The 20,994-nt window shown below is 56.5% G+C and carries 18 protein-coding genes; 5 read left to right on the top strand and 13 right to left on the bottom strand.

Annotated elements, in window-relative coordinates:
- Window positions 1-41: 41 nt before the first annotated feature.
- The 6 genes from BM320_RS13520 to hslO all read right to left on the bottom strand — a co-directional run bounded on the left by BM320_RS13520 (window position 42) and on the right by hslO (window position 7,696).
- Window positions 42-1,244, bottom strand: coding sequence for a class I SAM-dependent RNA methyltransferase (locus BM320_RS13520; RefSeq protein ID WP_090201145.1), 1,203 nt, complete (start codon window positions 1,242-1,244; stop codon window positions 42-44).
- Window positions 1,245-3,068 (bottom strand): ABC transporter ATP-binding protein, encoded by a 1,824-nt coding sequence (locus BM320_RS13515; RefSeq protein ID WP_090201143.1) that lies wholly within the window; start codon window positions 3,066-3,068, stop codon window positions 1,245-1,247. It lies immediately after the preceding gene.
- Window positions 3,068-4,909, bottom strand: coding sequence for an ABC transporter ATP-binding protein (locus BM320_RS13510; protein ID WP_090201141.1), 1,842 nt, complete (start codon window positions 4,907-4,909; stop codon window positions 3,068-3,070). The genes BM320_RS13515 and BM320_RS13510 overlap by 1 nt, the downstream gene beginning before the upstream one ends.
- An 81-nt stretch (window positions 4,910-4,990) precedes the next feature.
- The gene (locus BM320_RS13505; protein WP_090201139.1) at window positions 4,991-6,130 is read right to left on the bottom strand and encodes a CCA tRNA nucleotidyltransferase; all 1,140 of its coding nucleotides are present in this window, start codon (window positions 6,128-6,130) and stop codon (window positions 4,991-4,993) included.
- Window positions 6,127-6,717 (bottom strand): CoA pyrophosphatase, encoded by a 591-nt coding sequence (locus BM320_RS13500; RefSeq protein WP_090201137.1) that lies wholly within the window; start codon window positions 6,715-6,717, stop codon window positions 6,127-6,129. Before BM320_RS13500 ends, BM320_RS13505 begins: the two co-directional genes overlap by 4 nt.
- Window positions 6,704-7,696, bottom strand: a complete 993-nt coding sequence (gene hslO, locus BM320_RS13495; protein WP_090201135.1) for an Hsp33 family molecular chaperone HslO — start codon at window positions 7,694-7,696, stop codon at window positions 6,704-6,706. Before hslO ends, BM320_RS13500 begins: the two co-directional genes overlap by 14 nt.
- Window positions 7,697-7,772: 76 nt before the next feature.
- On the opposite strand from hslO, the gene BM320_RS13490 reads away from it, so the two are divergent.
- Window positions 7,773-8,210, top strand: a complete 438-nt coding sequence (locus BM320_RS13490; RefSeq protein WP_090201133.1) for an NUDIX hydrolase — start codon at window positions 7,773-7,775, stop codon at window positions 8,208-8,210.
- Here the strand turns inward: BM320_RS13490 and BM320_RS13485 are convergent.
- Window positions 8,199-8,996, bottom strand: coding sequence for a hypothetical protein (locus BM320_RS13485; RefSeq protein ID WP_090201131.1), 798 nt, complete (start codon window positions 8,994-8,996; stop codon window positions 8,199-8,201). The genes BM320_RS13490 and BM320_RS13485 overlap by 12 nt on opposite strands.
- A gap of 136 nt (window positions 8,997-9,132) precedes the next feature.
- Between BM320_RS13485 and BM320_RS13480 the strand changes: the two genes are divergently transcribed.
- Together BM320_RS13480 and BM320_RS13475 are read left to right on the top strand one after the other, a co-directional pair.
- Window positions 9,133-10,347, top strand: a complete 1,215-nt coding sequence (locus BM320_RS13480) for an argininosuccinate synthase (protein ID WP_090201129.1) — start codon at window positions 9,133-9,135, stop codon at window positions 10,345-10,347.
- Window positions 10,348-10,482: 135 nt separating this feature from the next.
- Window positions 10,483-10,770 carry an SCP2 sterol-binding domain-containing protein gene (locus BM320_RS13475; protein WP_090201127.1) on the top strand — a complete coding sequence of 96 codons (288 nt, stop codon included), beginning with the start codon at window positions 10,483-10,485 and terminating at the stop codon, window positions 10,768-10,770.
- Between the two features lie 400 nt (window positions 10,771-11,170).
- Here BM320_RS13475 and BM320_RS13470 read toward each other — a convergent pair whose 3' ends face one another.
- Window positions 11,171-11,872: a sulfotransferase-like domain-containing protein gene (locus BM320_RS13470; RefSeq protein WP_090201125.1), complete on the bottom strand. Its 702-nt coding sequence runs from the start codon at window positions 11,870-11,872 to the stop codon at window positions 11,171-11,173.
- Window positions 11,869-12,768: a D-amino acid aminotransferase gene (locus BM320_RS13465; protein WP_090201123.1), complete on the bottom strand. Its 900-nt coding sequence runs from the start codon at window positions 12,766-12,768 to the stop codon at window positions 11,869-11,871. The genes BM320_RS13470 and BM320_RS13465 overlap by 4 nt, the downstream gene beginning before the upstream one ends.
- A 131-nt stretch (window positions 12,769-12,899) precedes the next feature.
- On the opposite strand from BM320_RS13465, the gene msrA reads away from it, so the two are divergent.
- Window positions 12,900-13,526: a peptide-methionine (S)-S-oxide reductase MsrA gene (gene msrA / locus BM320_RS13460; RefSeq protein WP_090201121.1), complete on the top strand. Its 627-nt coding sequence runs from the start codon at window positions 12,900-12,902 to the stop codon at window positions 13,524-13,526.
- Here msrA and BM320_RS13455 read toward each other — a convergent pair.
- Complete coding sequence (locus BM320_RS13455; protein ID WP_090201119.1) at window positions 13,523-14,389, bottom strand: ribokinase; 867 nt, start codon at window positions 14,387-14,389, stop codon at window positions 13,523-13,525. The genes msrA and BM320_RS13455 overlap by 4 nt on opposite strands.
- Window positions 14,389-16,644 carry an NADP-dependent malic enzyme gene (locus tag BM320_RS13450; protein WP_090201118.1) on the bottom strand — a complete coding sequence of 752 codons (2,256 nt, stop codon included), beginning with the start codon at window positions 16,642-16,644 and terminating at the stop codon, window positions 14,389-14,391. Before BM320_RS13450 ends, BM320_RS13455 begins: the two co-directional genes overlap by 1 nt.
- Before the next feature lie 124 nt (window positions 16,645-16,768).
- On the opposite strand from BM320_RS13450, the gene mutS reads away from it, so the two are divergent.
- Window positions 16,769-19,396, top strand: coding sequence for a DNA mismatch repair protein MutS (mutS, locus tag BM320_RS13445; RefSeq protein WP_165615060.1), 2,628 nt, complete (start codon window positions 16,769-16,771; stop codon window positions 19,394-19,396).
- On the opposite strand, the gene BM320_RS13440 is transcribed toward mutS, so the two are convergent.
- Complete coding sequence (locus tag BM320_RS13440) at window positions 19,397-20,437, bottom strand: TPM domain-containing protein (RefSeq protein ID WP_090201116.1); 1,041 nt, start codon at window positions 20,435-20,437, stop codon at window positions 19,397-19,399.
- On the bottom strand, window positions 20,434-20,985 hold the full coding sequence (locus BM320_RS13435) for a nucleotide exchange factor GrpE (RefSeq protein ID WP_090201114.1): 552 nt from the start codon (window positions 20,983-20,985) through the stop codon (window positions 20,434-20,436). The genes BM320_RS13440 and BM320_RS13435 overlap by 4 nt, the downstream gene beginning before the upstream one ends.
- Window positions 20,986-20,994 lie beyond the last annotated feature (9 nt).

The raw sequence follows: 20,994 nt of genomic DNA, 5'->3' as shown, positions 1-20,994 counted from the left end.
CCGAAATTGTGGCAAAAGGTAGGAGTATTTTGCACAAGACATCATTTTCGCGAAAATGATGCGACCATTTCGACATGCGGCGACCAGCGGAATTGATCGACGGTTTGCACCCAGCCCATGCCAAACCCTGCATCCACCAGCGTTTTTGCATCCCGCGCGAATGTGATCGGATTGCATGACACCATTGCGATTGTCTTGATCTCCGAACGGGCCAGCGTCGCGATTTGCGCTTCTGCCCCTGCACGTGGCGGGTCGATTACAGCCGTATCAAAATGGCGCAATTCATCAGGCTCAAGCGGGCGGCGGAACAGATCGCGCGTTTCTGTCGTCACCTTGCGCAACTCGTGCCCAGCGCGCCAGCCACGATCCAGCGCCGAAAGCATCTCTGCCTCGCCCTCGACCGCGTGCACCTCTGCGCGTTTGGCAAGCGGTAGTGTAAACGTGCCGCACCCCGCAAACAGATCAACGACGCGCTGTGCCTTGGCGGTGATTTCCGCGACCGCTTGTAGCAGCATCGTTTCGCCGTGTTTGGTTGCCTGCAAGAATGCGCCGGGTGGTGGCGTGACCTTTGTGCCGCCGAAGTCCTGTGCGGGGGGGTTGATCGTGACGACAGGTTCATCGTTCCACACCAGCCGCGACAATCCGTGCTGGTTCGCAAATGCCGCCATTTCGATCCGCAACTGCGGCGTCAGGTCTTTGTCTGTGGCCACCAAAACATCGGGGCCTAGTGGCGCCTCTGTCACGGTCAGGTCAATTTCGCCTTTGCGCGAACAGGCCAAAACGGTCAACGCCTCAAGCGCTGGCAAGATATCAAGCAGCGCAGGCGTGACCAATTGGCAATCCGGCACCGCGAATAATGTATGCGAGGCGCGGCCATGAAAGCCGACCATCGCGCCCTTTTTGGTACGCCGCCCCGAAAATTTCGCGCGGCGCCGTGATTGCGCGGGCGATGTCAGCACAGGCCGAAACTCTGGCGTCAACCCATGCGCCTGCACCGCCTTTTGCACGATACCCAGCTTCCAATCTGCGACAAATGCGTCGGTCGCGTGCTGCATCGCGCAGCCACCGCAGGATTTGTAGTGCCGACAAGGGGCCGCAATGCGATCGGCCGATGGCGTCACAATCCGCACGGTACCGTCTTGGGCAACGTCAACCTCTTCACCGGGCAAAACGCGTGGCAATAACGACCGCCCATCCGATGCGCGCCCCATTCCAAGGTGTGTCAGACTTTCGATTGTTAACATTTATTCCGCCGCATCTATGAAACCACCTGACTGCCGATCCCAATAGCGGGCGTATAACCCGTTCTTGGCCAGCAGTTCTTCGTGCGTTCCTTGTTCAACTATGCGCCCCGCGTCAAGCACGATGATCCGGTCCATCTGCGCCAATGTCGACAGGCGGTGCGCAATGGCGATGACCGTTTTATCGGCCATAATAGACCCTAACGCGACCTGAATCGACGATTCTACCTCGGAATCAAGCGCACTTGTGGCCTCGTCCAGAACCAGAATAGGCGCGTCTTTTAGAATGGCGCGGGCGATGGCGACGCGTTGACGTTGACCGCCTGACAGTTTGACGCCACGTTCGCCAAGATGCGCCGCATAGCCGGTGCGCCCTTTGTAATCGACAAGCTGCTGGATAAATTCATGCGCTTCCGCCTGCATTGCAGCCGCTTCGATTTCGGCCTGCGTCGCGGCTGGTTTGCCATAGCGGATATTATCAACGGCAGAGCGGTTAAACATCGCGGTTTCTTGCGTGACCATCGCGATCTGGCTGCGCAAGCTGGCTTGGGTGACATCGCGCACATCATGCCCGTCAATCATCACGGCGCCGTCCTCGGTATCATAAAGCCGCAACAAAAGCGCAACCAAGGTCGATTTCCCCGCGCCGGACGCCCCGACAAGCCCCAGTTTTTCACCTGGTTTGATCGACAGATTCACACCATCAAGCCCGCCTGGCCCGCCGCCATAGCGAAAGCTGACATTTTTCAGCACAATCGCCCCTCTTTTGGCGTCCAGCTGCGTGGCGTCCGGCGCATCGGTCAAGGCATGTGGCGGGCTAAGGGTGTTCATCGCGTCCTCAAGCTCGCCCACGTTGGCATACATGCCCATCAACGTAAAACTGACCCAACCGGTCATTTGTGACAGTCGCAAAGAAATCGCACCCGCAGCGGCAATATCGCCTGCCGAGGCCGCGCCAAGCGTCCAGAAATAAACCGTGGCACCAACCAGAATAATCGGCAATGTACCCGCCAAAGCCATAAGCCAAAACCGGAATGATGCCGACAACCAGCCGTATTCAACCGCCCGCACGCGGAAATTTTCCATTGATTCAAGCGCAGCGCGGTCTTCGAATGCGTCATGCGCGAAAAGTTTCACGGTTTTGATGTTGGTAATCGTGTCGACAACCTGCCCCGTCACCATCGCGCGCATCGCGGCCCGCGATTTCGACCGTGCCCGAATGCGCGGCATAAAGAACCGCACAATCCAGATATAGGCCACGATCCAAAGCGCCAGCAAACCCGCCGACCGCCCGTCAATTGTCATCAGCAAGATGACAGACCCGACCAGTGACGCCAGCGCAAAGGCAACCGTGTGGATCATATCAACGGCCAAATCTGTTGCGGCGCGCGCAGCTTGCATTTGTTTCTGCGCGATCCGGCCCGCAAAATCATCGTCAAAGAAAGTAACCGATTGCCCGATCGAATGACGGTGCAAGCGCGACAGAATAAGATTGCCCAGCGATGGCGCGACCACCACGTTTTGCAGCATCCCTGACAAACCCATAATAACGGGCCGCACGATGATAAAAAACGCGGTGACGCCCAGCAGCAACAGCATGTTGTCAGTGAAATATGTCGCGGCTGTTCCGCCCAGCGCCGCGTCGATCACCCAGCCCAGCATCAGCGCCGTTGCGACCTCGAGAGTGCCGGCCAAAGCAGAGACTATTCCGGCCAAACTCACCACCTTTAGGGCGCCGCTCATGCACCAGCGCATGAACGCCCAAAGCGTTTGTGGCGGCGGTCCTACGGCGGGCGCAGTGGGATCAATCCAGTTTTGCGGCTTCATTATTTGCCCTGCTCTTTTTCACCAAGGAACCCGCCGGATTGGCGCGCCCAAAAACGTGCGTATTGCCCGTCTGCCGCCAGCAATGCGTCATGGGTGCCATCCTCGATGATGCGCCCGTGATCCATCACGATAATGCGGTCCATCTGCGCTATCGTCGAAAGGCGGTGCGCGATGGCGATCACCGTTTTGCCCTGCATCATGCCGTAAAGCGTCTGCAAGATCGCGGCTTCGACTTCACTATCTAGGGCGCTGGTGGCTTCGTCCAGTAACAAGATCGGCGCATCCTTTAGAATGACCCGCGCCAGCGCAATCCGTTGCCGCTGCCCGCCCGATAATTTCACACCGCGTTCACCAACCCGCGCGTCATAGCCTTTGTTTCCTTCGGAATCCTCTAACCCTTGAATAAAATCATGCGCCTCGGCGCGTTGCGCGGCGTTGATCATCTGTTCTTCAGACGCTTGCGGGTTTCCATAAAGAATATTTTCGCGCACAGAGCGGTGCAAAAGCGACGAATCCTGCTGCACCATGCCGATCACGCGGCGCAGGCTTTCCTGACTCACCGCGCCGATATTCTGCCCATCAATGGCAATCTGACCGGATTCCGCATCGTAAAACCGCAATAGCAGTTTTACCAAGGTTGATTTTCCGGCACCCGATTGCCCGACAAGCCCGACCTTTTCACCCGGTGCAATGGTAAGGTTAATATTGTCCAAACCACCGGAATCCTTGCCGTAATGATGCGAAAGATTGCTGATCTGCACCCCGCCCGCAGCGGATTTCAGCGCTGGTGCATCCGCATCATCAAGCAGCGTAATCGGCTGCGCGATGGTTTTCATCCCCTCGGCCACAACGCCCAATTCGCGAAAGAAATTGCTGACCGCCCACATGATCCAGCCTGACATCGCGTTCAGCCGCAGCGCAAGCGAAGTCGCAACCGCGACCACACCGACAGAGGCAACCCCTTGCATCCAAAGGTAAATCGACCAGCCGACAACACCCACGATCAGCAGACCATTCAGCGACATCAGCGCGATATCCATGATCGTATAAAGGCGCATTTCAATCTGGAACGTACGGCGCGCCTCTTCGATCGCGTCTTTTGCATAGGCGACTTCGCGGTCGTGGTGCGCGAACATCTTGACCGAATGGATATTGGTATAGCTATCAACGACCCGCCCCGTGATCGCGCTGCGCGCATTTGAAGATGCCTCGGACGCGGGGCCTATTCGCCGGACAACCCAGCGCAGCAAAAACAGATAGGGCACAAACCAGATTGCGAGCGGCACCATCAACCAAAGATCAGCCTGTCCCAGCAGGACAGCGGCCCCGATCACATAGGCCAGCGCAAATGTAATTGCGTCAAACAGTTGAAACACAACCTCACCCGCGGCGGGGGGTGTTTGCATGATCCGGTTTGCGATCCGGCCCGCGAAATCATCCTCGAACCAGCCAACGGATTGCCGCAAAACATGGCGATGCGCGCGCCATCGCACCAATGTTCCGAAATTCGGCAGGATCGTGATATTTAGCAGGAGGACCTGAAAAACATAAATCGCGGGCCGCAGCGTCAGGATAAAAATCGCAACCAGAATCAGTTCGGTCCCGTTTTTGATCCAAACCTGTTCGGGTGTGCCGGTCAGCATATCAACCAGCCGGCCAAGATAGCTTAGCAGCCAGATTTCGATCGCCGCGATCACAACGGACACGGTTGCCGTCAGGTAAAACACCCCCATAAACGGTTGCGCATAGGCGCGCAAAAACGGGTAGAGCCGCGTCGGCGGCACATCAGTTTCCTTGTAGGGTGTGTAAGGGTCGATCAGACCTTCGAAAAATCGAAACATCGGGCTGCCTTTCGCATACCCTACGGACATAGCAAGGTTTCGGTCAGAGGAAAACCAGTGGTTGTGCTGCGCCTTTGCTGATCACAAATCGCGTAGCAGCTCTGCTTTGGTCAGGGTGAAACCTGATGCGATCCAACGTTCCTTGGCGGTGGTCAGCGCCTGACCCAGCGCAGGTCCTTGCAGGCGCGGCATCAAATCGGCGGCCACAAGCGGGAACACCTGATCGGCTGCAAAATTCACAATTTCTGCCGTGTTAGGGTCTAGTTCTATGCCCAGACTAGCGGCGCGCACTGCCAAAGCATCCAGCGCCACCTGCACCCCGAAGTAGTAGCCAAGCGCCCCTGCATCATGCGCACTGCGCATCTGATCAAGGTACTTTTTTGCACTGTTCGACAACCGCAACGCAGATAAATCCCCACCCAGAACCGCAAGCCTGCGCAGCGGGTCGGGGGGTAATCCCGCCTGCGTTTCGACATGCACAAGAACAGCCAATACGGCAGCATTTGCACCGGGCAATATCTGCGCAAGCGCGCCTGTTGCCGCCATTGTTGCGACTGCAGGGGCCGGATCGGGGGCAGCCAGCAATTTCAACAACTCGCTTGTGGTCCGCTCGGACGACAGGGTTTGCAACCCTTCGACGTTCCCCGCGCAGGCCGCCAGCGCATCGGGGTCGGGCCCCGCCTCAACATCGCCGTACCATGCGTAAAACCGGAAATAGCGCAGAATGCGCAGGTAATCTTCTTTGATCCGCTGATCGGCATCTTCGATAAACCGGATACGGCGGGCATGCAGATCAGGCAGCCCGTTAAGCGGATCGGCCACAATGCCATCACTGCCCGCATAAAGCGCGTTCATCGTGAAATCGCGGCGTCTTGCGTCGTCACGGATATTATCGGCAAAGGCCACCGTCGCGCGCCGCCCGTCAGTAGCGACATCGCGGCGAAAGGTTGTGATCTCGAAAGGGGTGTTTTGGGCAATAACAGTGACTGTTCCGTGGGCAATTCCGGTTGGCACCACGGCAAATCCGGCAGCATTCGCAAGCCGCGTCACCACATCAGGCAGAGCATCTGTCGAAAGATCCAGATCGGCAACCGGCGCGCCCATCAACGCGTTGCGCACGCAGCCACCGACAAACCACGCCTGATAGCCCGCGTCGGTCAACATCGCACAGATCGCTTGCGCGGCCGCACCGTTCAGCCAAGGCGCATCAATCCGCGTCATTGCAGCCCGTCCGCAAGACCGCGCATAATGCGCGCGGTTGCGCCCCAGATGTAATAGGGGCCATAGGGCACCGCATAATATTCGCGCCGCTGCCCGCGCCAATGCCGCCCTTCGATCCGGTAGTTGGCAGGATCTGCCAGATGCGCCAGCGGAACCTCGAACACCTCGCTGACTTCGCCCGCTTCGGGGATCGGGTCAAAATCTGCGGTCAAAACCCCGACAATCGCGGTCATCTGGTAGCCGGTGACGGTTTGGTGGGTTGGCAGCGCGCCCAAGACATCAACAATACCATAAGGCAGGCCGATTTCCTCGTGGGCTTCGCGCAGCGCGGCGTCTGTCAGGGTGGCATCTGTCGGGTCCTGCTTGCCGCCAGGAAACGCGATTTGACCAGGGTGATGTTTCAATCGGGCAGAGCGTTTTGTAAGAATAACAGTCTCTAACGCAGGGCGAATGGCAATTAGAACGGCAGCAGGGGTCTGGGTCAGCCCCATTGGCTGGATTGATTTGTTGAGATCAAAATCAGAAGATGCGCTGCCGGAATTCGACAGCGCATCGGTTAGTCTTTTGCGTAGATCAGGCGCCGCCATCCTTGGCCTCGAACCCTAATGTTGCGGGGTCAAATTCGTAATGCGCACCGCAGAATTGGCAATCAGCGGTTACGATGCCTTCTTCGGTGGTCATTGTTGCGATGTCTTTGGCCGAATAGATCGACAGGCTTTGGCGGACACGGTCATCCGAACATGTGCAGCCGAATTTGATGGGCTGCGCATCATAGACGCGTGGCTGTTCTTCGTGGAACAGGCGCACCAGCAAATCTGTCGGCGTCACGGTGGGGCCGATCAGTTCGATATCTTCGACCGTATCCAGCAACGCATTGGCGCGGACCCAGTTTTCGGATTCATCATCACTCAGCAAATCGGCAGCGTCCAACAGACCATCCTCGCCCGACCCGCCTTCGCCTGTTACAGATGGCGATGCTTTGGGCATGTGCTGCAACATGATCCCGCCTGCGCGCCAATGGGCGTCTTCGCCAGGCACTTGGGATTGGCCGAATGTCAGCGAAAACCGCGTTGGCAACTGTTCGGACTGCGCAAAATAGGCTTCGGCACAGCTGGCCAATGATCCGCCGGCAAGCGGGGTGACGCCCTGATAGGGGGCCATATCCTGCCCCTGATCCACCATCAGCGCAAAATATCCCTTGCCAAACTGAGTCATTGGGTCCGTGTTCAGATTGATCGTTTCGCGGTCAAAAGATGCATAAGCGCGGATTTGCGCAGGCGCGCCGTCCTTTGGTGCGCTGTAGTAATCCGTCGCGATCATGCGGATCGGGCCATCGCCACGCACTTGCAAGGACAGTTTCCAACGGGTGTTCATCGACTGGCCAATCATTGCAGTCAGCAGCGCCATTTCGGCGATCAGCCCTTCGATCATTGGCGGGTAATCATGCTGTGCCAGCACCTGTTCCAGCACACCATCCAACCGCGCCACCCGTCCACGGATGTCGGAAGCATCAAGTTGAAATGGCAGGACGGTGTCGTCCCAAGCGATTTTGGCGCTGTGGTTCATAGGGTTTCCTTACATGTCAGGAATTGGCATACCGCGCCTATATAGTCAGGACAAGCCACGGTCCAAGGGGTAAGTGATGATCAAACGGTACGGAAACAGCCCAAAACGGGGGCAAAGCTATAAATTACGCCCTGGCGCCTATGCGATTTTACCGCGCGACGGGCAATTGCTGCTGACCTACCAAGACGACCCGCATTTCGAATTTCAGCTACCCGGCGGCGGGATCGACCCCGGCGAAAGCCCCATTCAGGCGCTGCACCGTGAGGTTTTCGAAGAAACCGGCTGGCGAATTGCGCGGCCTTTACGGCTCGGCGCGTTCCGGCGGTTTGTCTATATGCCCGAATATGACCTCAACGCCGAAAAAATCTGCCATATCTATCTGGCACGCCCCATGCGCCCGCACGGCCCCCCGTCTGAGAAAGGGCACCACGCCGTCTGGATGGACCCCCGCGTCGCCATTCATGAATTATCCAATGACGGCGACGCGGCGTTTGTTGCGGGTCTAGTCGATTAACGGCCGCCCTTCGATCACGTGACCGTAAAGGGTGGTCAGAATGCTGACGCCGACCATCAGCGTCAGCCATTGAACGAAGATATCGACGGCAAAGCCCAGTGCTGGATGAATCCCATACAGGCCCTGAACAGCAGTCCCAGCGATAAACGTCACAACGGCGATAATCAGGACAATGCCTATAATTGTGCCGTTGATACCAGACGTAGCACTCCACGCTGCGCCCAATTTGATCGGCTTTCCGACCGCAGTCGCTGGCAGTGCAACACCCATGCGGAACCACATAAGCGATAAAACAGCGACCATCAGGATCCCGATAATCGCTGCACCCAGATAGGCGGCGGTTTCACCGGCATGGGCAAGCGGGACCAAAACCAGACCAAACACCATGCCGACCAAAAGACCCAATACAGCGATCAAAAGACCCAGCAACATGCTTTTACCAACATAGGGCCAAATGGGCCGCCCCGTCACCGAAGGAAGGATACCGCTATATTCTTCAAGCAAAATAAATCTGTGCCATGAAACAGCGACCCAAGCGGAAACAAAAACAGCCAACGTCAAAAGAACAAAAACTGCAAAAATAATAGGGCCCGCAACGTCTGCGATCTGATCAGGTTGGATATTTCCGACGGCAAGTTCTCCCAATTGTTCAAGCGATCCCAGCGCCCCAAACACAGCAGCCGCGACAATAATCAGCAAAACATAAGGCCCGACAGATGCACGCAGCGCCTGCCCGAAATTGTTGAAAATCATGGCAAACGCGTGCCGGATGATTTGAAATGCCATTTGGATAATCCCTTAAAATAGAAGTCGCTAATTCGTTGCATGTCATTTCGGTTGCGTCAACGGTGCTGTCCTTGCTCTGCCCGTCGAAAACAGGTATCGCGCAATAGAAATAACCCTGACAAAAAAGGCCCCTCGTATGACCGCTCCGAAAAAAGTTGTTCTCGCCTATTCTGGTGGCCTCGATACTTCGATCATTCTGAAGTGGCTTCAGACGGAATACGGGTGCGAGGTTGTAACCTTTACCGCTGATCTCGGCCAAGGCGAAGAACTGGAACCCGCCCGCAAAAAGGCCGAGATGATGGGCGCAAGCGCCATCTATATCGAAGACCTGCGCGAAGAATTCGTGCGCGATTTTGTGTTCCCGATGTTCCGCGCGAACGCTGTTTACGAAGGCGTTTACCTGCTGGGTACATCCATCGCCCGCCCGCTGATTTCCAAGCGTCTGGTCGAAATCGCCGAAGCCGAAGGCGCCGATGCGGTCGCCCACGGCGCAACCGGTAAGGGCAACGATCAGGTGCGGTTTGAACTCGCCGCCTATGCGTTGAACCCCGACATCAAGGTGATCGCGCCATGGCGTGAATGGGACCTGACCAGCCGCACCAAATTGCTGGAATTCGCCGAGAAAAACCAGATTCCCGTCGCCAAGGACAAGCGCGGCGAAGCCCCGTTCAGCGTCGATGCAAACCTGCTGCACACCTCTTCCGAGGGCAAAGTTCTGGAAGACCCTGCGCAAGAAGCGCCAGAATACGTCTACCAGCGCACCGTGAACCCGGAAGATGCGCCAGATACACCTGAAATGGTCGAAATCACCTTTGAAAAAGGTGACGCGGTTGCAATCAACGGCGAGGCAATGTCGCCCGCGACGATCCTGACCAAGCTGAACGAACTGGGCGGCAAGCACGGCGTCGGGCGTCTTGATCTGGTTGAAAACCGCTTTGTCGGCATGAAATCACGCGGCATCTATGAAACGCCAGGCGGCACCGTGTTGCTCGAGGCGCACCGCGGGATCGAGCAGATCACGCTGGATTCCGGCGCTGGCCACCTCAAGGACAGCATCATGCCGCGTTACGCTGAACTGATTTACAACGGTTTCTGGTTCTCGCCAGAACGCGAAATGCTGCAAGCGCTGATCGACAAATCCCAAGAACGCGTCAGCGGCACCGTGCGCGTAAAGCTTTACAAAGGGTCGGCCACCACCGTTGCGCGCTGGTCCGATCAGTCGCTTTATTCCGAAGCCCACGTGACCTTTGAAGACGACGCCGGCGCCTATGATCAAACCGACGCCCAAGGCTTTATCCAGCTGAACGCGCTGCGTTTGAAACTGCTGGCCGCGCGCAAACGCAAATCCTGAAATAGCTGCGAAGCGCGCTAATTGCTGGCGCGCTTCGCCTTCCTGCCTATGCATCTTCAAACGCCGTAACGTCTACATAGACATTGCGTTTGGTTCGCCGCAAACATCCTTGCAGTACAAAACGCAGGAGCCATCATGTCCTTGGAAGAAATCGCAGCGAAAATGCAGCGTGGGTTGGATAAATTTGCCTTGGACAAGGTTATTAAGTTCGATTGCAAGGACAGCGGCGCGATCACATTGGTCGATCAGAAGGCCGAGCTGGCCGATCTGCCCGCGGATTGCACGATCCACATCTCGGATTCAAATCTGGCGAAATTGATCAAAGGCGAACTAAACCCGATGACCGCCTTTGCGATGGGCAAGATCAAGGTTTCTGGCGATATGTCGGTCGCAATGAAGCTTGGGCAGCTTTTGAAATCATAACTTTTCGGTAATGCAGGAGAACAAAACGAGTCCGTTTTTTATAGACTCCGCCATATAGGGCCTGATACCATATGGTGGGGATTCTCAATAGCACCCCTCAACTTATTGTCTCTCATTAAGATGAAAGGAGGTGAGAAAAGTTGAAAAGTAGGACCCGTAAAATCGGCCGTAGTGCAATCACAGGCCGTTTCACAAAAGTCGCCACGGCTCGCAACAAGCCTCGTACGCATGTTGTCGAAACCGTGAAAACGACCACACCTCGAAAGAAGAAGTAAGTCTCAGGGCGGTATCTCTTGAACGGGGTTGCCGCCCTGTCAATATTGTCTCACTTTCTGATTTAAGATTCAACAAATAAAGTCAGATAGTTACGTGATATTAATTCTGATTCTAAATCAGTGACTTATACAATTTTGGCCACCGCAAGCCTCTCGTAATACGGCAAAGCCTGCTCGCAAAGTTTGGCCGCCTCGCCGTCCAGTTCCGGCAATGGCCCTTCGGCACCCGCGAACCCCGTGCTTTGATGGACGGCATTATACCAATGCGCCGCCCAGATACCATCGTCGGCGCGCGGGCCTGCGGGCCATGACAGCATCGCTGGATCAAAATCCAACCCGATCGCAACGCATAAATTGCGCAGCATGGTTTCAGGATCAGCACGAATATCGGCGCTATCAATGACATGGCCGCCGATCCTGTCAAACAGCGCGGCCTGCTGCGCATAGCCGATGTCATCAAATGTCATCTGTGATCGTTTCACGCCATAAGACGCAATCACCCGCGCGGGGTGCCGGATCAGATGTACGTTCACACAGCCCTGCGCCCAATCTAGCGGCATGCCGTCGATCATGTGATGCGGCATGTGTTTCATATAGAAATGCAGCTTTTGGGCTGGAATAGTGTCTAAACAGCGCGCGGCAACCTTTGCCGCGTCCGTTTCGTGCGCTGCCAGAATTTCGGCGCGCATCGGGTGATCCAGACCTGTCTGTGAAAGATAAGGCGCATAGAACGGTTCATCCCAGATCGCGAAATCCGCGCGGTTCCCAAAGCTGTACATCATCGCCGTCGACAGGTTACGCGGCCCAGACCACATCGCAATTCTCATGAGCGGTCCACCAAGTCTTTGTAGAGTTTCCGTAGCCGAATGGTCATCGGCCCCAATTCGCCCGTCCCAATCACGCGCCCGTCAATGCTGCCAACCGGTGTTTGCGCACCAAATGTGCCGGTCAAAAACGCCTCATCCGCTGAATATGTTTCGACAAGGCTGAAGTTGCGTTCAAAAACAGGGATGTCATTGGCGCGGCACAGGTCGATTACCTTTTGGCGGGTGATCCCGTTCATGCAATAATCGCCCGTGCTGGTCCAAACGGCACCCTTTTTCACGATGAAAAAGTTACAGGCGTTGGTCGTATTCACGAATCCATGCAGGTCTAACATTAGTGCTTCATCCGCGCCCGCCTTTTGCGCGGCAATACAGGCAAGGATGCAATTGAGTTTCGAGTGGCTGTTGAGTTTCGGGTCCTGTGTCATCGGCAAACCGCGCAAATGCGGCACGGTGGCCAGCGTTATCGGGCGCGGGATTTTGGGTTTGGAATGCTCCATAATAATCACAAATGTCGGGCCTTGTTGGGACAGGCTTGGGTGTTGGAACGGGCGGGTTTTGGTCCCGCGTGTTACCATCAGCCGCGCATGGGTGTCGGTGGTCATGCCATTGGCGTTTTGTGTCTCTAACAAGGCGGAAATCACGCCTTTTCGGTCGAGCCCGATATCCAGATCAATTGCTTTTGCGGCTTCGAACAGGCGGTCCATGTGTTCGTCCAGAAACGCCCATTTCCCGTCATAAAGCCGCAGCCCTTCCCACACGCCGTCACCCAGCATGAACCCGCTATCATAGACGCTGACAGTGGCCTGCGCCTTGGGCACGATTCGTCCGTTCAGGTAGATCAGGATATCTTCGTTGCGCGCGTCTTCGGCGGCTTGGTGGGTGGTGACTTCGGTCATGGTTTGCTCCTTTGGATGGACGCTAGGGCAGGTCGTCAAATGTTCCAAGTGATAAACACCGCGTGAGATCACGCGCCCGTGCATTGCGCAGGCCGACCCCGCAAAACAGGATACCAACAAAGGAGACCCCAATGTTCAAATCCATGTTTGCCGCCGCCCTGATGATCCCCGCCGCCCAGATGGCCGCCGCCGAAGATATCCAGACCGCCATTGTTGCGGGTGGATGCTTCTGGTGCGTCGAAAGTGATTTCGAAAGTGTGAACGGCGTGATCGAAGCCGTGTCCGGCTATACCGGCGGCACGACCACCAACCCGACCTATGAAACCATCAAAGGTTCCGGCCATTACGAGGCTGTGCAAATCACCTATGACGCCGATGTTGTCAGCTATGACCAGCTGCTGCACATGTTCTTGCGGTCTGTTGATCCGACTGATGCGGGCGGGCAGTTCTGTGACCGTGGTGATAGCTACCGCACAGCGATTTTCGTCTCTAACCCTGCCCAAATCGCATCAGCGCAGGCTGCCGTTACAGCGGCGCAACGCGATCTTGGCCGCCAGATTGTGACGCCGCTCATCGAAGCATCGCGGTTCTACGAGGCTGAAGCCTATCATCAGGATTACTATGCGGGGCAATCCATCGTGCTGACCCGCCGTGGCCCAAAACGCCAAAGCGAAGCCTATAAGTTTTACCGTGATGCCTGCGGTCGCGATCAGCGTGTTTCAGAGCTTTGGGGTGATGCAGCGCCGTTTACCCATTAGGGCCGAAAGGCCGTGACCTCTGACAGATCGGGGATCACATCGGCGGTGCCGTGGCGGGTGACCATCAGGGCGCTTGCCTTGGTCGCCAGCCCGATTGCCTGTTCCATCACCATACCGCGATCAAGCCCCGCTAGGACATAGCCCGTAAATGTGTCGCCAGCGCCGGTTGTGTCCACAGGGTCAACCGGGATCGCGTCAAAGTGCTGCTTTTCGCTGGGGCCATACCAATCGGCCCCATCCGCGCCCAGTGTCACGATGACATCGCGCACGGGCAGGTCTTCGGGCCGCTGGCCGGTTGCGGCGTGCAGTTGTTCGGCCTCAACCGCATTCAAAATCAGGAAATCCAGATAGGGAAGCACCGCCATCACCCGATCTGCATCAAACGGGGCGGCAGCATAGGCCACCTTTAGGCCCATTTTTTTGCCAAGATTCGCGGCAGTGCGTTGCAGGTTGGTTTCATTTTGCAAAACGATCCAGTCGCCTGTTTGCGCTTCGGCCATCGCGGTTTGCAAAACAGTCTGCGGAATTTCGATATTTGCGCCAGGATGCAGCACAATTGCGTTTTCACCGTGCGGGTCCACCATGATGATTGCTTGGGCTGTATCAGTGTCTAACACAGCGATATTACGGGTATCGACGCCATATTCCAGCAGCCGGTCAGCGGCCCAAACACCGTCATGCCCAACCGCACCGATGTGGTTTACCCGCGCTCCCGCGCGGGCCGAAGCGACCGACATATTGGCGCCCTTCCCGCCCAGAAACACCTTGCGCCCCGTTGACGAAAGCGTTTCTCCAGCGTTCAGGATATGCGGCACGGCATAGACGATATCGACATTGATCGACCCAAGATTCCAAATCGCCATCAGTCGACCTTACACGCTGCGATCACGGCCATATTCATGATGTCGTTCACGGTTGAAACAGTCGAACAGATCTGCACGGGTTTGCCAACGCCCGACAAAATCGGGCCGATCACGGTCGCGCCCGCCATTTCCTGCATCAATTTCACAGAAATCGACGCTGAATGCCGCGCCGGCACGACCAGTACGTTGGCAGGGCCAGTCAGCCGTGAGAACGGGTAGTTTTCTTGCGCTTGCACATTCAACGCCACATCGACGGTCATTTCGCCTTCATATTCGAAATCGACGTTGCGCCCGTCAAGCACGCTGACGGCTTTGTGCATTTTCTCGGCCCGCTCGGACACAGGATAGCCAAAGGTCGAGAACGACAGGAACGCAACACGCGGTTCAAGGCCCAACGCGCGCGCTACAGATGCGCCGCGTTCCGCAATATCTCCCAAATCCTGCTCGTCCGGCCATTCGTGCACCAATGTATCAGTGATCAGAACGATACGCCCCTTGTGCAGAACGGCCGAGACACCAACCGCGCCGTCATGGGGCTGTGCATCAAACACGTGATTGATCAGTTCCAGCACATGCGCCGATTTGCGGGTGGCCCCTGTGACCATCCCGTCCGCATGTCCATGTGCGACCATCAGGGCCGCGAAAACATGGCGGTCACGCGCGGCAAGCCGGTGAATATCCTGGCTGTCATAGCCTTTGCGTTGCAGGCGGGCGTCAAGAAATTCTTTATATGTTTCAAGATGTTCCGTCGTTGCCGCATTGACAACGGTCAATTCTTCAACCGCGTCTGCCAGCCCTTCGGCTGTCAGCTTTTCAGTGACATCCGCATCACGCCCGACAACCAATGCTTTGCCCAAACCGGCGCGTTGGTACATTACCGCAGCCCGCAGAACACGCGGATCGTCGCCTTCTGCAAAGACGACCGTTGACTGATTCGCGCGTGCACGGGCGTTCAAACTACGCAGGATTGACGCTGTCGGATCCATGCGGCTTTTCAATGCAGCCTCATATGCGTCCATGTCGACAATGGGCCGCCGCGCCACGCCGGTTTTCATACCTGCCCGCGCGACGGCTGTCGGGATACGGTGGATCAGACGCGGATCAAATGGGGTTGGAATAATATAATCGCGCCCGAAGGTCAGTTTTTTGCCGTAGGCCATCGCGACCTCGTCTGGCACGTCTTCACGGGCAAGCGCGGCGAGAGCCTCGGCGCAGGCGATTTTCATTTCGTCGTTGATGGCGCGGGCATGAATATCAAGCGCACCGCGAAACAGGTATGGAAAGCCCAGCACGTTGTTCACCTGGTTCGGGTAATCGCTGCGACCTGTGGCGACGATTGCATCTTCGCGCACGGCATGGGCATCTTCGGGGGTAATTTCAGGATCGGGGTTGGCCATCGCAAAAATCACAGGGTTTGGTGCCATGCTAAGCACCATTTCCTGTGTCACGGCCCCTTTGGCGCTGACGCCAAGAAAGACATCGCAGTCGACCATCGCTTCTTCAAGCGTTCGGGCATCCGTATGCGCGGCATGTGCAGATTTCCACTGGTTCATACCTTCGGTACGGCCTTGATAAATCACACCTTTTGTGTCGCACATAATGCAGTTGTCATGGGTCGCGCCCATGGATTTCAGCAATTCAAGACAAGCAATTCCGGCCGCACCGGCGCCATTCAGGACGATTTTAACTTCTTCGATCTTTTTGCCCGAAAGATGCAGCGCGTTCAGCAGGCCAGCGGCGCAAATCACAGCTGTTCCGTGCTGGTCGTCGTGGAAAACGGGGATATCCATTTCCTCTTTCAGACGCTGTTCGATGATAAAACATTCGGGCGCTTTGATATCTTCAAGGTTAATGCCGCCAAATGTTGGCCCCATCAGACGCACGGCGTTACAAAACGCATCGGGGTCTTCGGTGTCCAGCTCGATATCAATCGAATTCACATCGGCAAAGCGTTTGAACAGAACGGATTTCCCTTCCATCACCGGTTTGCCGGCCAGCGCCCCAAGGTTCCCAAGACCCAAAACCGCTGTGCCATTAGACACAACCGCAACCAAATTGCCCTTGTTTGTATAATCATAGGCGGTAGCCGGATCACGGTGGATTTCTTCGCATGGGATCGCGACGCCGGGGGAATAGGCCAGCGACAAATCGCGCTGGGTGGTCATCGGCACGGTTGCCTGAATTTCCCATTTGCCCGGGTTTGGCTGCATGTGGAATTGCAGCGCATCTTCGCGGGTCATTTTTGTCTTGGCCATCTTTATCCCCTTATTGGTCCGACATTCATAGCGGTTTCTCGATTGAACCCGCAACGGGTTCGTTTCGGGGTTTCGTCGCTAACATTGGCTCGGTAATGTCGGGGCCGATGATGCGGGGGCATGCATGAGCACCAATAAATCCAATGTCACGCCAATGATGGCGCAATTCCTTGAGATCAAAGCAGAGCATCCGGACGCGCTGCTATTTTACAGGATGGGCGACTTTTACGAGATGTTCTTTGACGATGCGGTTGCCGCAGCCGAAGCTTTGGACATCGCGTTAACCAAACGCGGCAAACATGACGGCGAAGATATTCCCATGTGCGGTGTGCCGCATCACGCCGCCGAAGGTTATTTCCTGACCCTGATCCGCAAGGGGTTCCGTGTCGCTGTTTGCGAACAAATGGAAAGCCCCGCAGAGGCCAAAAAGCGCGGCTATAAGTCCGTGGTCAAACGCGAGGTCGTGCGCCTTGTGACCCCCGGCACTTTGACCGAAGATTCACTGCTTGATGCACGCCGCCACAACTTTCTGGCGGCCTATGCGGTGATCCGTGATCAGGGCGCGTTGGCTTGGGTCGATATTTCCACCGGCGCGTTTCACGTGATGCCGTGCAGCGGGGCGCAGCTTGGCCCCGAACTGGCGCGATTGACCCCGCGCGAAGTGATCGTCGTTGACGGATCTGATACGCATTGGGCTGAAACAGTGTCTGAAAACGGCGCTACGCTGACCACTTTGGGTGCTTCCGCATTTGACAGCACATCGGGCGAAAAACGGCTGTGCAGTCTTTATAAGGTTGGGTCGCTGGACGCGTTTGGCGGGTTCTCGCGGGTTGAAATTTCGGCCATGTCAGCGGTGGCAGAATACCTTGATATCACGCAACGCGGAAACCTGCCGTTGCTGCGCCCCCCTGTGCAAGAAGGGCAATCTGCCGCAATGCAGATTGACGGCGCAACCCGCCGTTCGCTGGAATTGACGCAGGCGATGGCGGGCGGCAAGCAAGGGTCGCTTTTGCACTGTATTGACCGCACCGTGACCGCTGGCGGCGCGCGCCTTTTGGAGCGGCGTTTGTCGTCGCCCTCTTGCGCCCTGCCCGTCATTCACGCGCGGCTCGATTGCGTTGAATACTTAACCAAGAATACGCAGCTGACCGCCGATATTCGCGACCAGCTGCGTCAGGTGCATGATCTGGACCGCGCATTGTCACGGCTTGCGCTTGATCGCGGCGGCCCACGCGACATGGCCGCCATTCGCAACACATTGGGGCAGGCAGACAGGCTGGCGCAGGTCATTCCCGCCGGTCTTCCCGATACTTTAGCCACCGCGGCGCGCGATCTGACCGGGCACGACGATCTGTTGGATCTGCTCGACAATGCGTTGATCGCCGAACCGCCCCTGCTGTCGCGTGACGGCGGGTTCATTGCACCTGGCTATGACGCCGAACTGGACGAGGTGCGCAAGCTGCGTGACGAAGGGCGGTCTGTCATCGCCGCCATGCAAGCGCAGTTTATAGAACTGTCGGGTATCGCGTCGCTCAAGATCAAGCATAACAATGTGCTGGGCTATTTTATCGAAACCACGGCGACCCATGCTGAAAAAATGTTGGCGGCACCCCTGAACGAAACGTTTATCCACCGCCAGACGACCGCCAATCAGGTGCGATTTACGACAGTGGAGCTGTCGGAAATCGAAACGCGAATATTGAACGCAGGCGGACGCGCGCTTGAGATCGAAAAGAGACTCTATTCCAGCCTAACTCAGGCAATTGTCGCGCAATCCGGGCCTTTGGGTACATTGGCGCGGAGCCTTGCAGAATTCGATTTGACCGCCGCGCTGGCACATTTGGCAGTGGCGGAAAACTGGGTGCGGCCGACCGTCGACGACAGCCGCGCCTTTGCAATCAGCGGCGGGCGGCATCCGGTGGTCGAGGCCGCGCTGCAAAAAGCGGGACAGCCATTTATCGCCAATGATTGCGGGTTAACCGAGGCGCCGATTTGGTTGCTGACCGGTCCGAATATGGCGGGTAAATCAACGTTCCTGCGCCAAAACGCGCTGCTGGCGATCCTTGCCCAAATGGGTGGGTTTGTGCCTGCCGCCGCCGCGCATATCGGCATTGTCAGCCAGATTTTCAGCCGCGTCGGGGCATCCGATGACCTCGCGCGCGGGCGGTCCACATTTATGGTCGAAATGGTCGAAACTGCCGCGATCCTGAACCAAGCAGACGACCGCGCGCTGGTGATCTTGGATGAAATCGGGCGCGGCACGGCAACCTATGACGGGCTGTCGATCGCTTGGGCCACTTTGGAACATCTGCACGATGTGAACCGCTGCCGTGCACTGTTTGCCACACATTACCACGAAATGTCCGCGCTTTCGAACAAACTGGACGGCGTCGAAAACGCGACCGTCACCGTCAAGGAATGGGACGGCGATGTAATTTTCCTGCACGAGGTCAAACGCGGGACCGCCGACCGCAGCTATGGCGTGCAGGTCGCGCGGCTGGCCGGATTGCCGCCTGCCGTCGTCGCGCGGGCCAAGGTCGTGCTAGAGGCGTTAGAACAAGGTGAACGGAGCGGCGGCACTGCGCAAAAAGCGTTGATCGATGATCTGCCGCTGTTTTCGGCAACCCCTGCGCCTGCCCCCGTGCAAGCCAAGGAATCAAAGGTCGAGGCAAGGTTGAAAGACGTTCTGCCCGATGAGCTGACACCGAAAGACGCGCTGGCGCTTATCTATGAATTGCGGGGCATGGTGTAGCTACCATCTTCCGCTTGCGCCGCCGCCGCTAGACCGTCCACCGCCGCGCGATCCGCTGCTGCTTGACCGTGTTTTTTGCGGAATGGTCGCGGTAACCGAATAGCCTGCATGACAATGGCGGCAATTATAGTAGGTTTCACGCAATCCCGAAGATGAATAGGTCGCGTGGCGGATAACGTGGCTTTTGCCTGTAACCGTGTTGTAGCCGCATTCGCGACAGGCACCGAATTTGGTGAAAAATGCCTTGTAGGATTCGATCTCGATATGGTCGCATGTGGCGCAGAACCAAACGTCATGATCCACGCTCGCAAGGTGTTCTTCGGCGATTTGGCCGGAAGAAAGCTGTTCGTCTTCGGTTTCTTCAAGATATTTCCGCAATCGCGAACCATCAACAGGGCAGTTGCGCGGCGCATTCCTGCGAAGACGGCGATACAGCTTACGGCCAAAATTTGCCGCTAGAATTAGGATAGAAACAACGCCAGCAATGACAAATACGATGAACTCTTTGGCTTTTTCACCGACTTTTTCCACGAACGGCTGCGGTTCAATGTTTCCCGTGACATGAGCAATAACCGCGTCGACCCCCGCCGCAATGCCGTCGGCATAGGCATCGCGCCTGAACTGCGGAACAATTGCATCGTCGATAATGCGCTGCATTGGCGCACTTAATGTACTGCCATAGCCTGCACCGACCTCGATGCGCAGTTCACGGTCATTGCGGGAAACCAGTAGCAGCAACCCATCATTGCGGTCGATGTCGCCAATGCCCCAAGCGTTGAAAAGCCCCGTAGCGAAAGGTTCAATCGCGCCGCTATGGCCATAATCGGACATCGCGTTGATTGTCAGAACCGTGAATTCAACACCGTCATCGGCGCGAAACCTGCGCAGGCGGTCACGCAGCTGGGCTTCTTGCGCGTGATCCAGCAGATCCGCGTAGTCGTTGACATAAAGGTCTTGGTCTTGCGGGTAGATTTGCGCAATCGCCGGGCCAATACAAAAAAGCAGGGCAAACAGCCCTGCTTTTATGCGGTTTATGATCATGCAGGTGTCGATGACACGCCAACCTGTGCCGCGCGCAGCAAACGGTCGTGCAGCATGAACCCTTCGGCGGCGACTTGAATGATTTCGCCGGTTTTTGTGCCGGGAAGCGGTGCTTCAAACATGGCTTGGTGGATTTTGGGATCAAATTTGTCGCCGACTTCGGGAACAATCGGATCAATGCCATGTTTTTTGAAGACGCTGATCAATTCGCGCATGGTCAATTCCACACCCTCAAGCAGGGCTGCGTTGGTTGCTTTGTCTGCGTCTTCGGCAGACTGCAACGCACGGCGCATGTTGTCATAAACAGGCAGCATATCGCGGGCCAGTTTGGACCCGCCATAGTTTTCAGCCTCGCGACGATCCCTGTCAGAGCGTTTGCGCATGTTTTCGGCATCAGCCAATGCGCGCATGAATTTATCTTTCAGCTCGTCACGCTCTGCGCGTAGCGCTTCGATTTCATCAAAGCCAGCTTCCGCCGCAAGATCCATTTCATCGCCTTCCGCAGCGAGTTCATCAAGACTTTGCAGTTGCTCTTCGTTGTCAGCCATCAATTTCTT

This window comes from Yoonia tamlensis (assembly GCF_900115105.1).
In the GTDB taxonomy this organism is placed as follows: Bacteria; Pseudomonadota; Alphaproteobacteria; order Rhodobacterales; family Rhodobacteraceae; genus Yoonia; species Yoonia tamlensis.
Note: the sequence above shows the minus strand (reverse complement) of the source record. Positions and strands in the feature narration are given on the sequence as shown.

Bases quoted from the DNA above. Each gene is read 5' to 3' on its own strand.
- BM320_RS13520 (WP_090201145.1), bottom strand. From the start codon at position 1,244: ATGTTAACAATCGAAAGTCTGACACACCTTGGAATGGGGCGCGCATCG.
- BM320_RS13515 (WP_090201143.1), bottom strand. From the start codon at position 3,068: ATGAAGCCGCAAAACTGGATTGATCCCACTGCGCCCGCCGTAGGACCG.
- BM320_RS13510 (WP_090201141.1), bottom strand. From the start codon at position 4,909: ATGTTTCGATTTTTCGAAGGTCTGATCGACCCTTACACACCCTACAAG.
- BM320_RS13505 (WP_090201139.1), bottom strand. From the start codon at position 6,130: ATGACGCGGATTGATGCGCCTTGGCTGAACGGTGCGGCCGCGCAAGCG.
- BM320_RS13500 (WP_090201137.1), bottom strand. From the start codon at position 6,717: ATGGCGGCGCCTGATCTACGCAAAAGACTAACCGATGCGCTGTCGAAT.
- hslO (WP_090201135.1), bottom strand. From the start codon at position 7,696: ATGAACCACAGCGCCAAAATCGCTTGGGACGACACCGTCCTGCCATTT.
- BM320_RS13490 (WP_090201133.1), top strand. From the start codon at position 7,773: ATGATCAAACGGTACGGAAACAGCCCAAAACGGGGGCAAAGCTATAAA.
- BM320_RS13485 (WP_090201131.1), bottom strand. From the start codon at position 8,996: ATGGCATTTCAAATCATCCGGCACGCGTTTGCCATGATTTTCAACAAT.
- BM320_RS13480 (WP_090201129.1), top strand. From the start codon at position 9,133: ATGACCGCTCCGAAAAAAGTTGTTCTCGCCTATTCTGGTGGCCTCGAT.
- BM320_RS13475 (WP_090201127.1), top strand. From the start codon at position 10,483: ATGTCCTTGGAAGAAATCGCAGCGAAAATGCAGCGTGGGTTGGATAAA.
- BM320_RS13470 (WP_090201125.1), bottom strand. From the start codon at position 11,872: ATGAGAATTGCGATGTGGTCTGGGCCGCGTAACCTGTCGACGGCGATG.
- BM320_RS13465 (WP_090201123.1), bottom strand. From the start codon at position 12,768: ATGACCGAAGTCACCACCCACCAAGCCGCCGAAGACGCGCGCAACGAA.
- msrA (WP_090201121.1), top strand. From the start codon at position 12,900: ATGTTCAAATCCATGTTTGCCGCCGCCCTGATGATCCCCGCCGCCCAG.
- BM320_RS13455 (WP_090201119.1), bottom strand. From the start codon at position 14,389: ATGGCGATTTGGAATCTTGGGTCGATCAATGTCGATATCGTCTATGCC.
- BM320_RS13450 (WP_090201118.1), bottom strand. From the start codon at position 16,644: ATGGCCAAGACAAAAATGACCCGCGAAGATGCGCTGCAATTCCACATG.
- mutS (WP_165615060.1), top strand. From the start codon at position 16,769: ATGAGCACCAATAAATCCAATGTCACGCCAATGATGGCGCAATTCCTT.
- BM320_RS13440 (WP_090201116.1), bottom strand. From the start codon at position 20,437: ATGATCATAAACCGCATAAAAGCAGGGCTGTTTGCCCTGCTTTTTTGT.
- BM320_RS13435 (WP_090201114.1), bottom strand. From the start codon at position 20,985: ATGGCTGACAACGAAGAGCAACTGCAAAGTCTTGATGAACTCGCTGCG.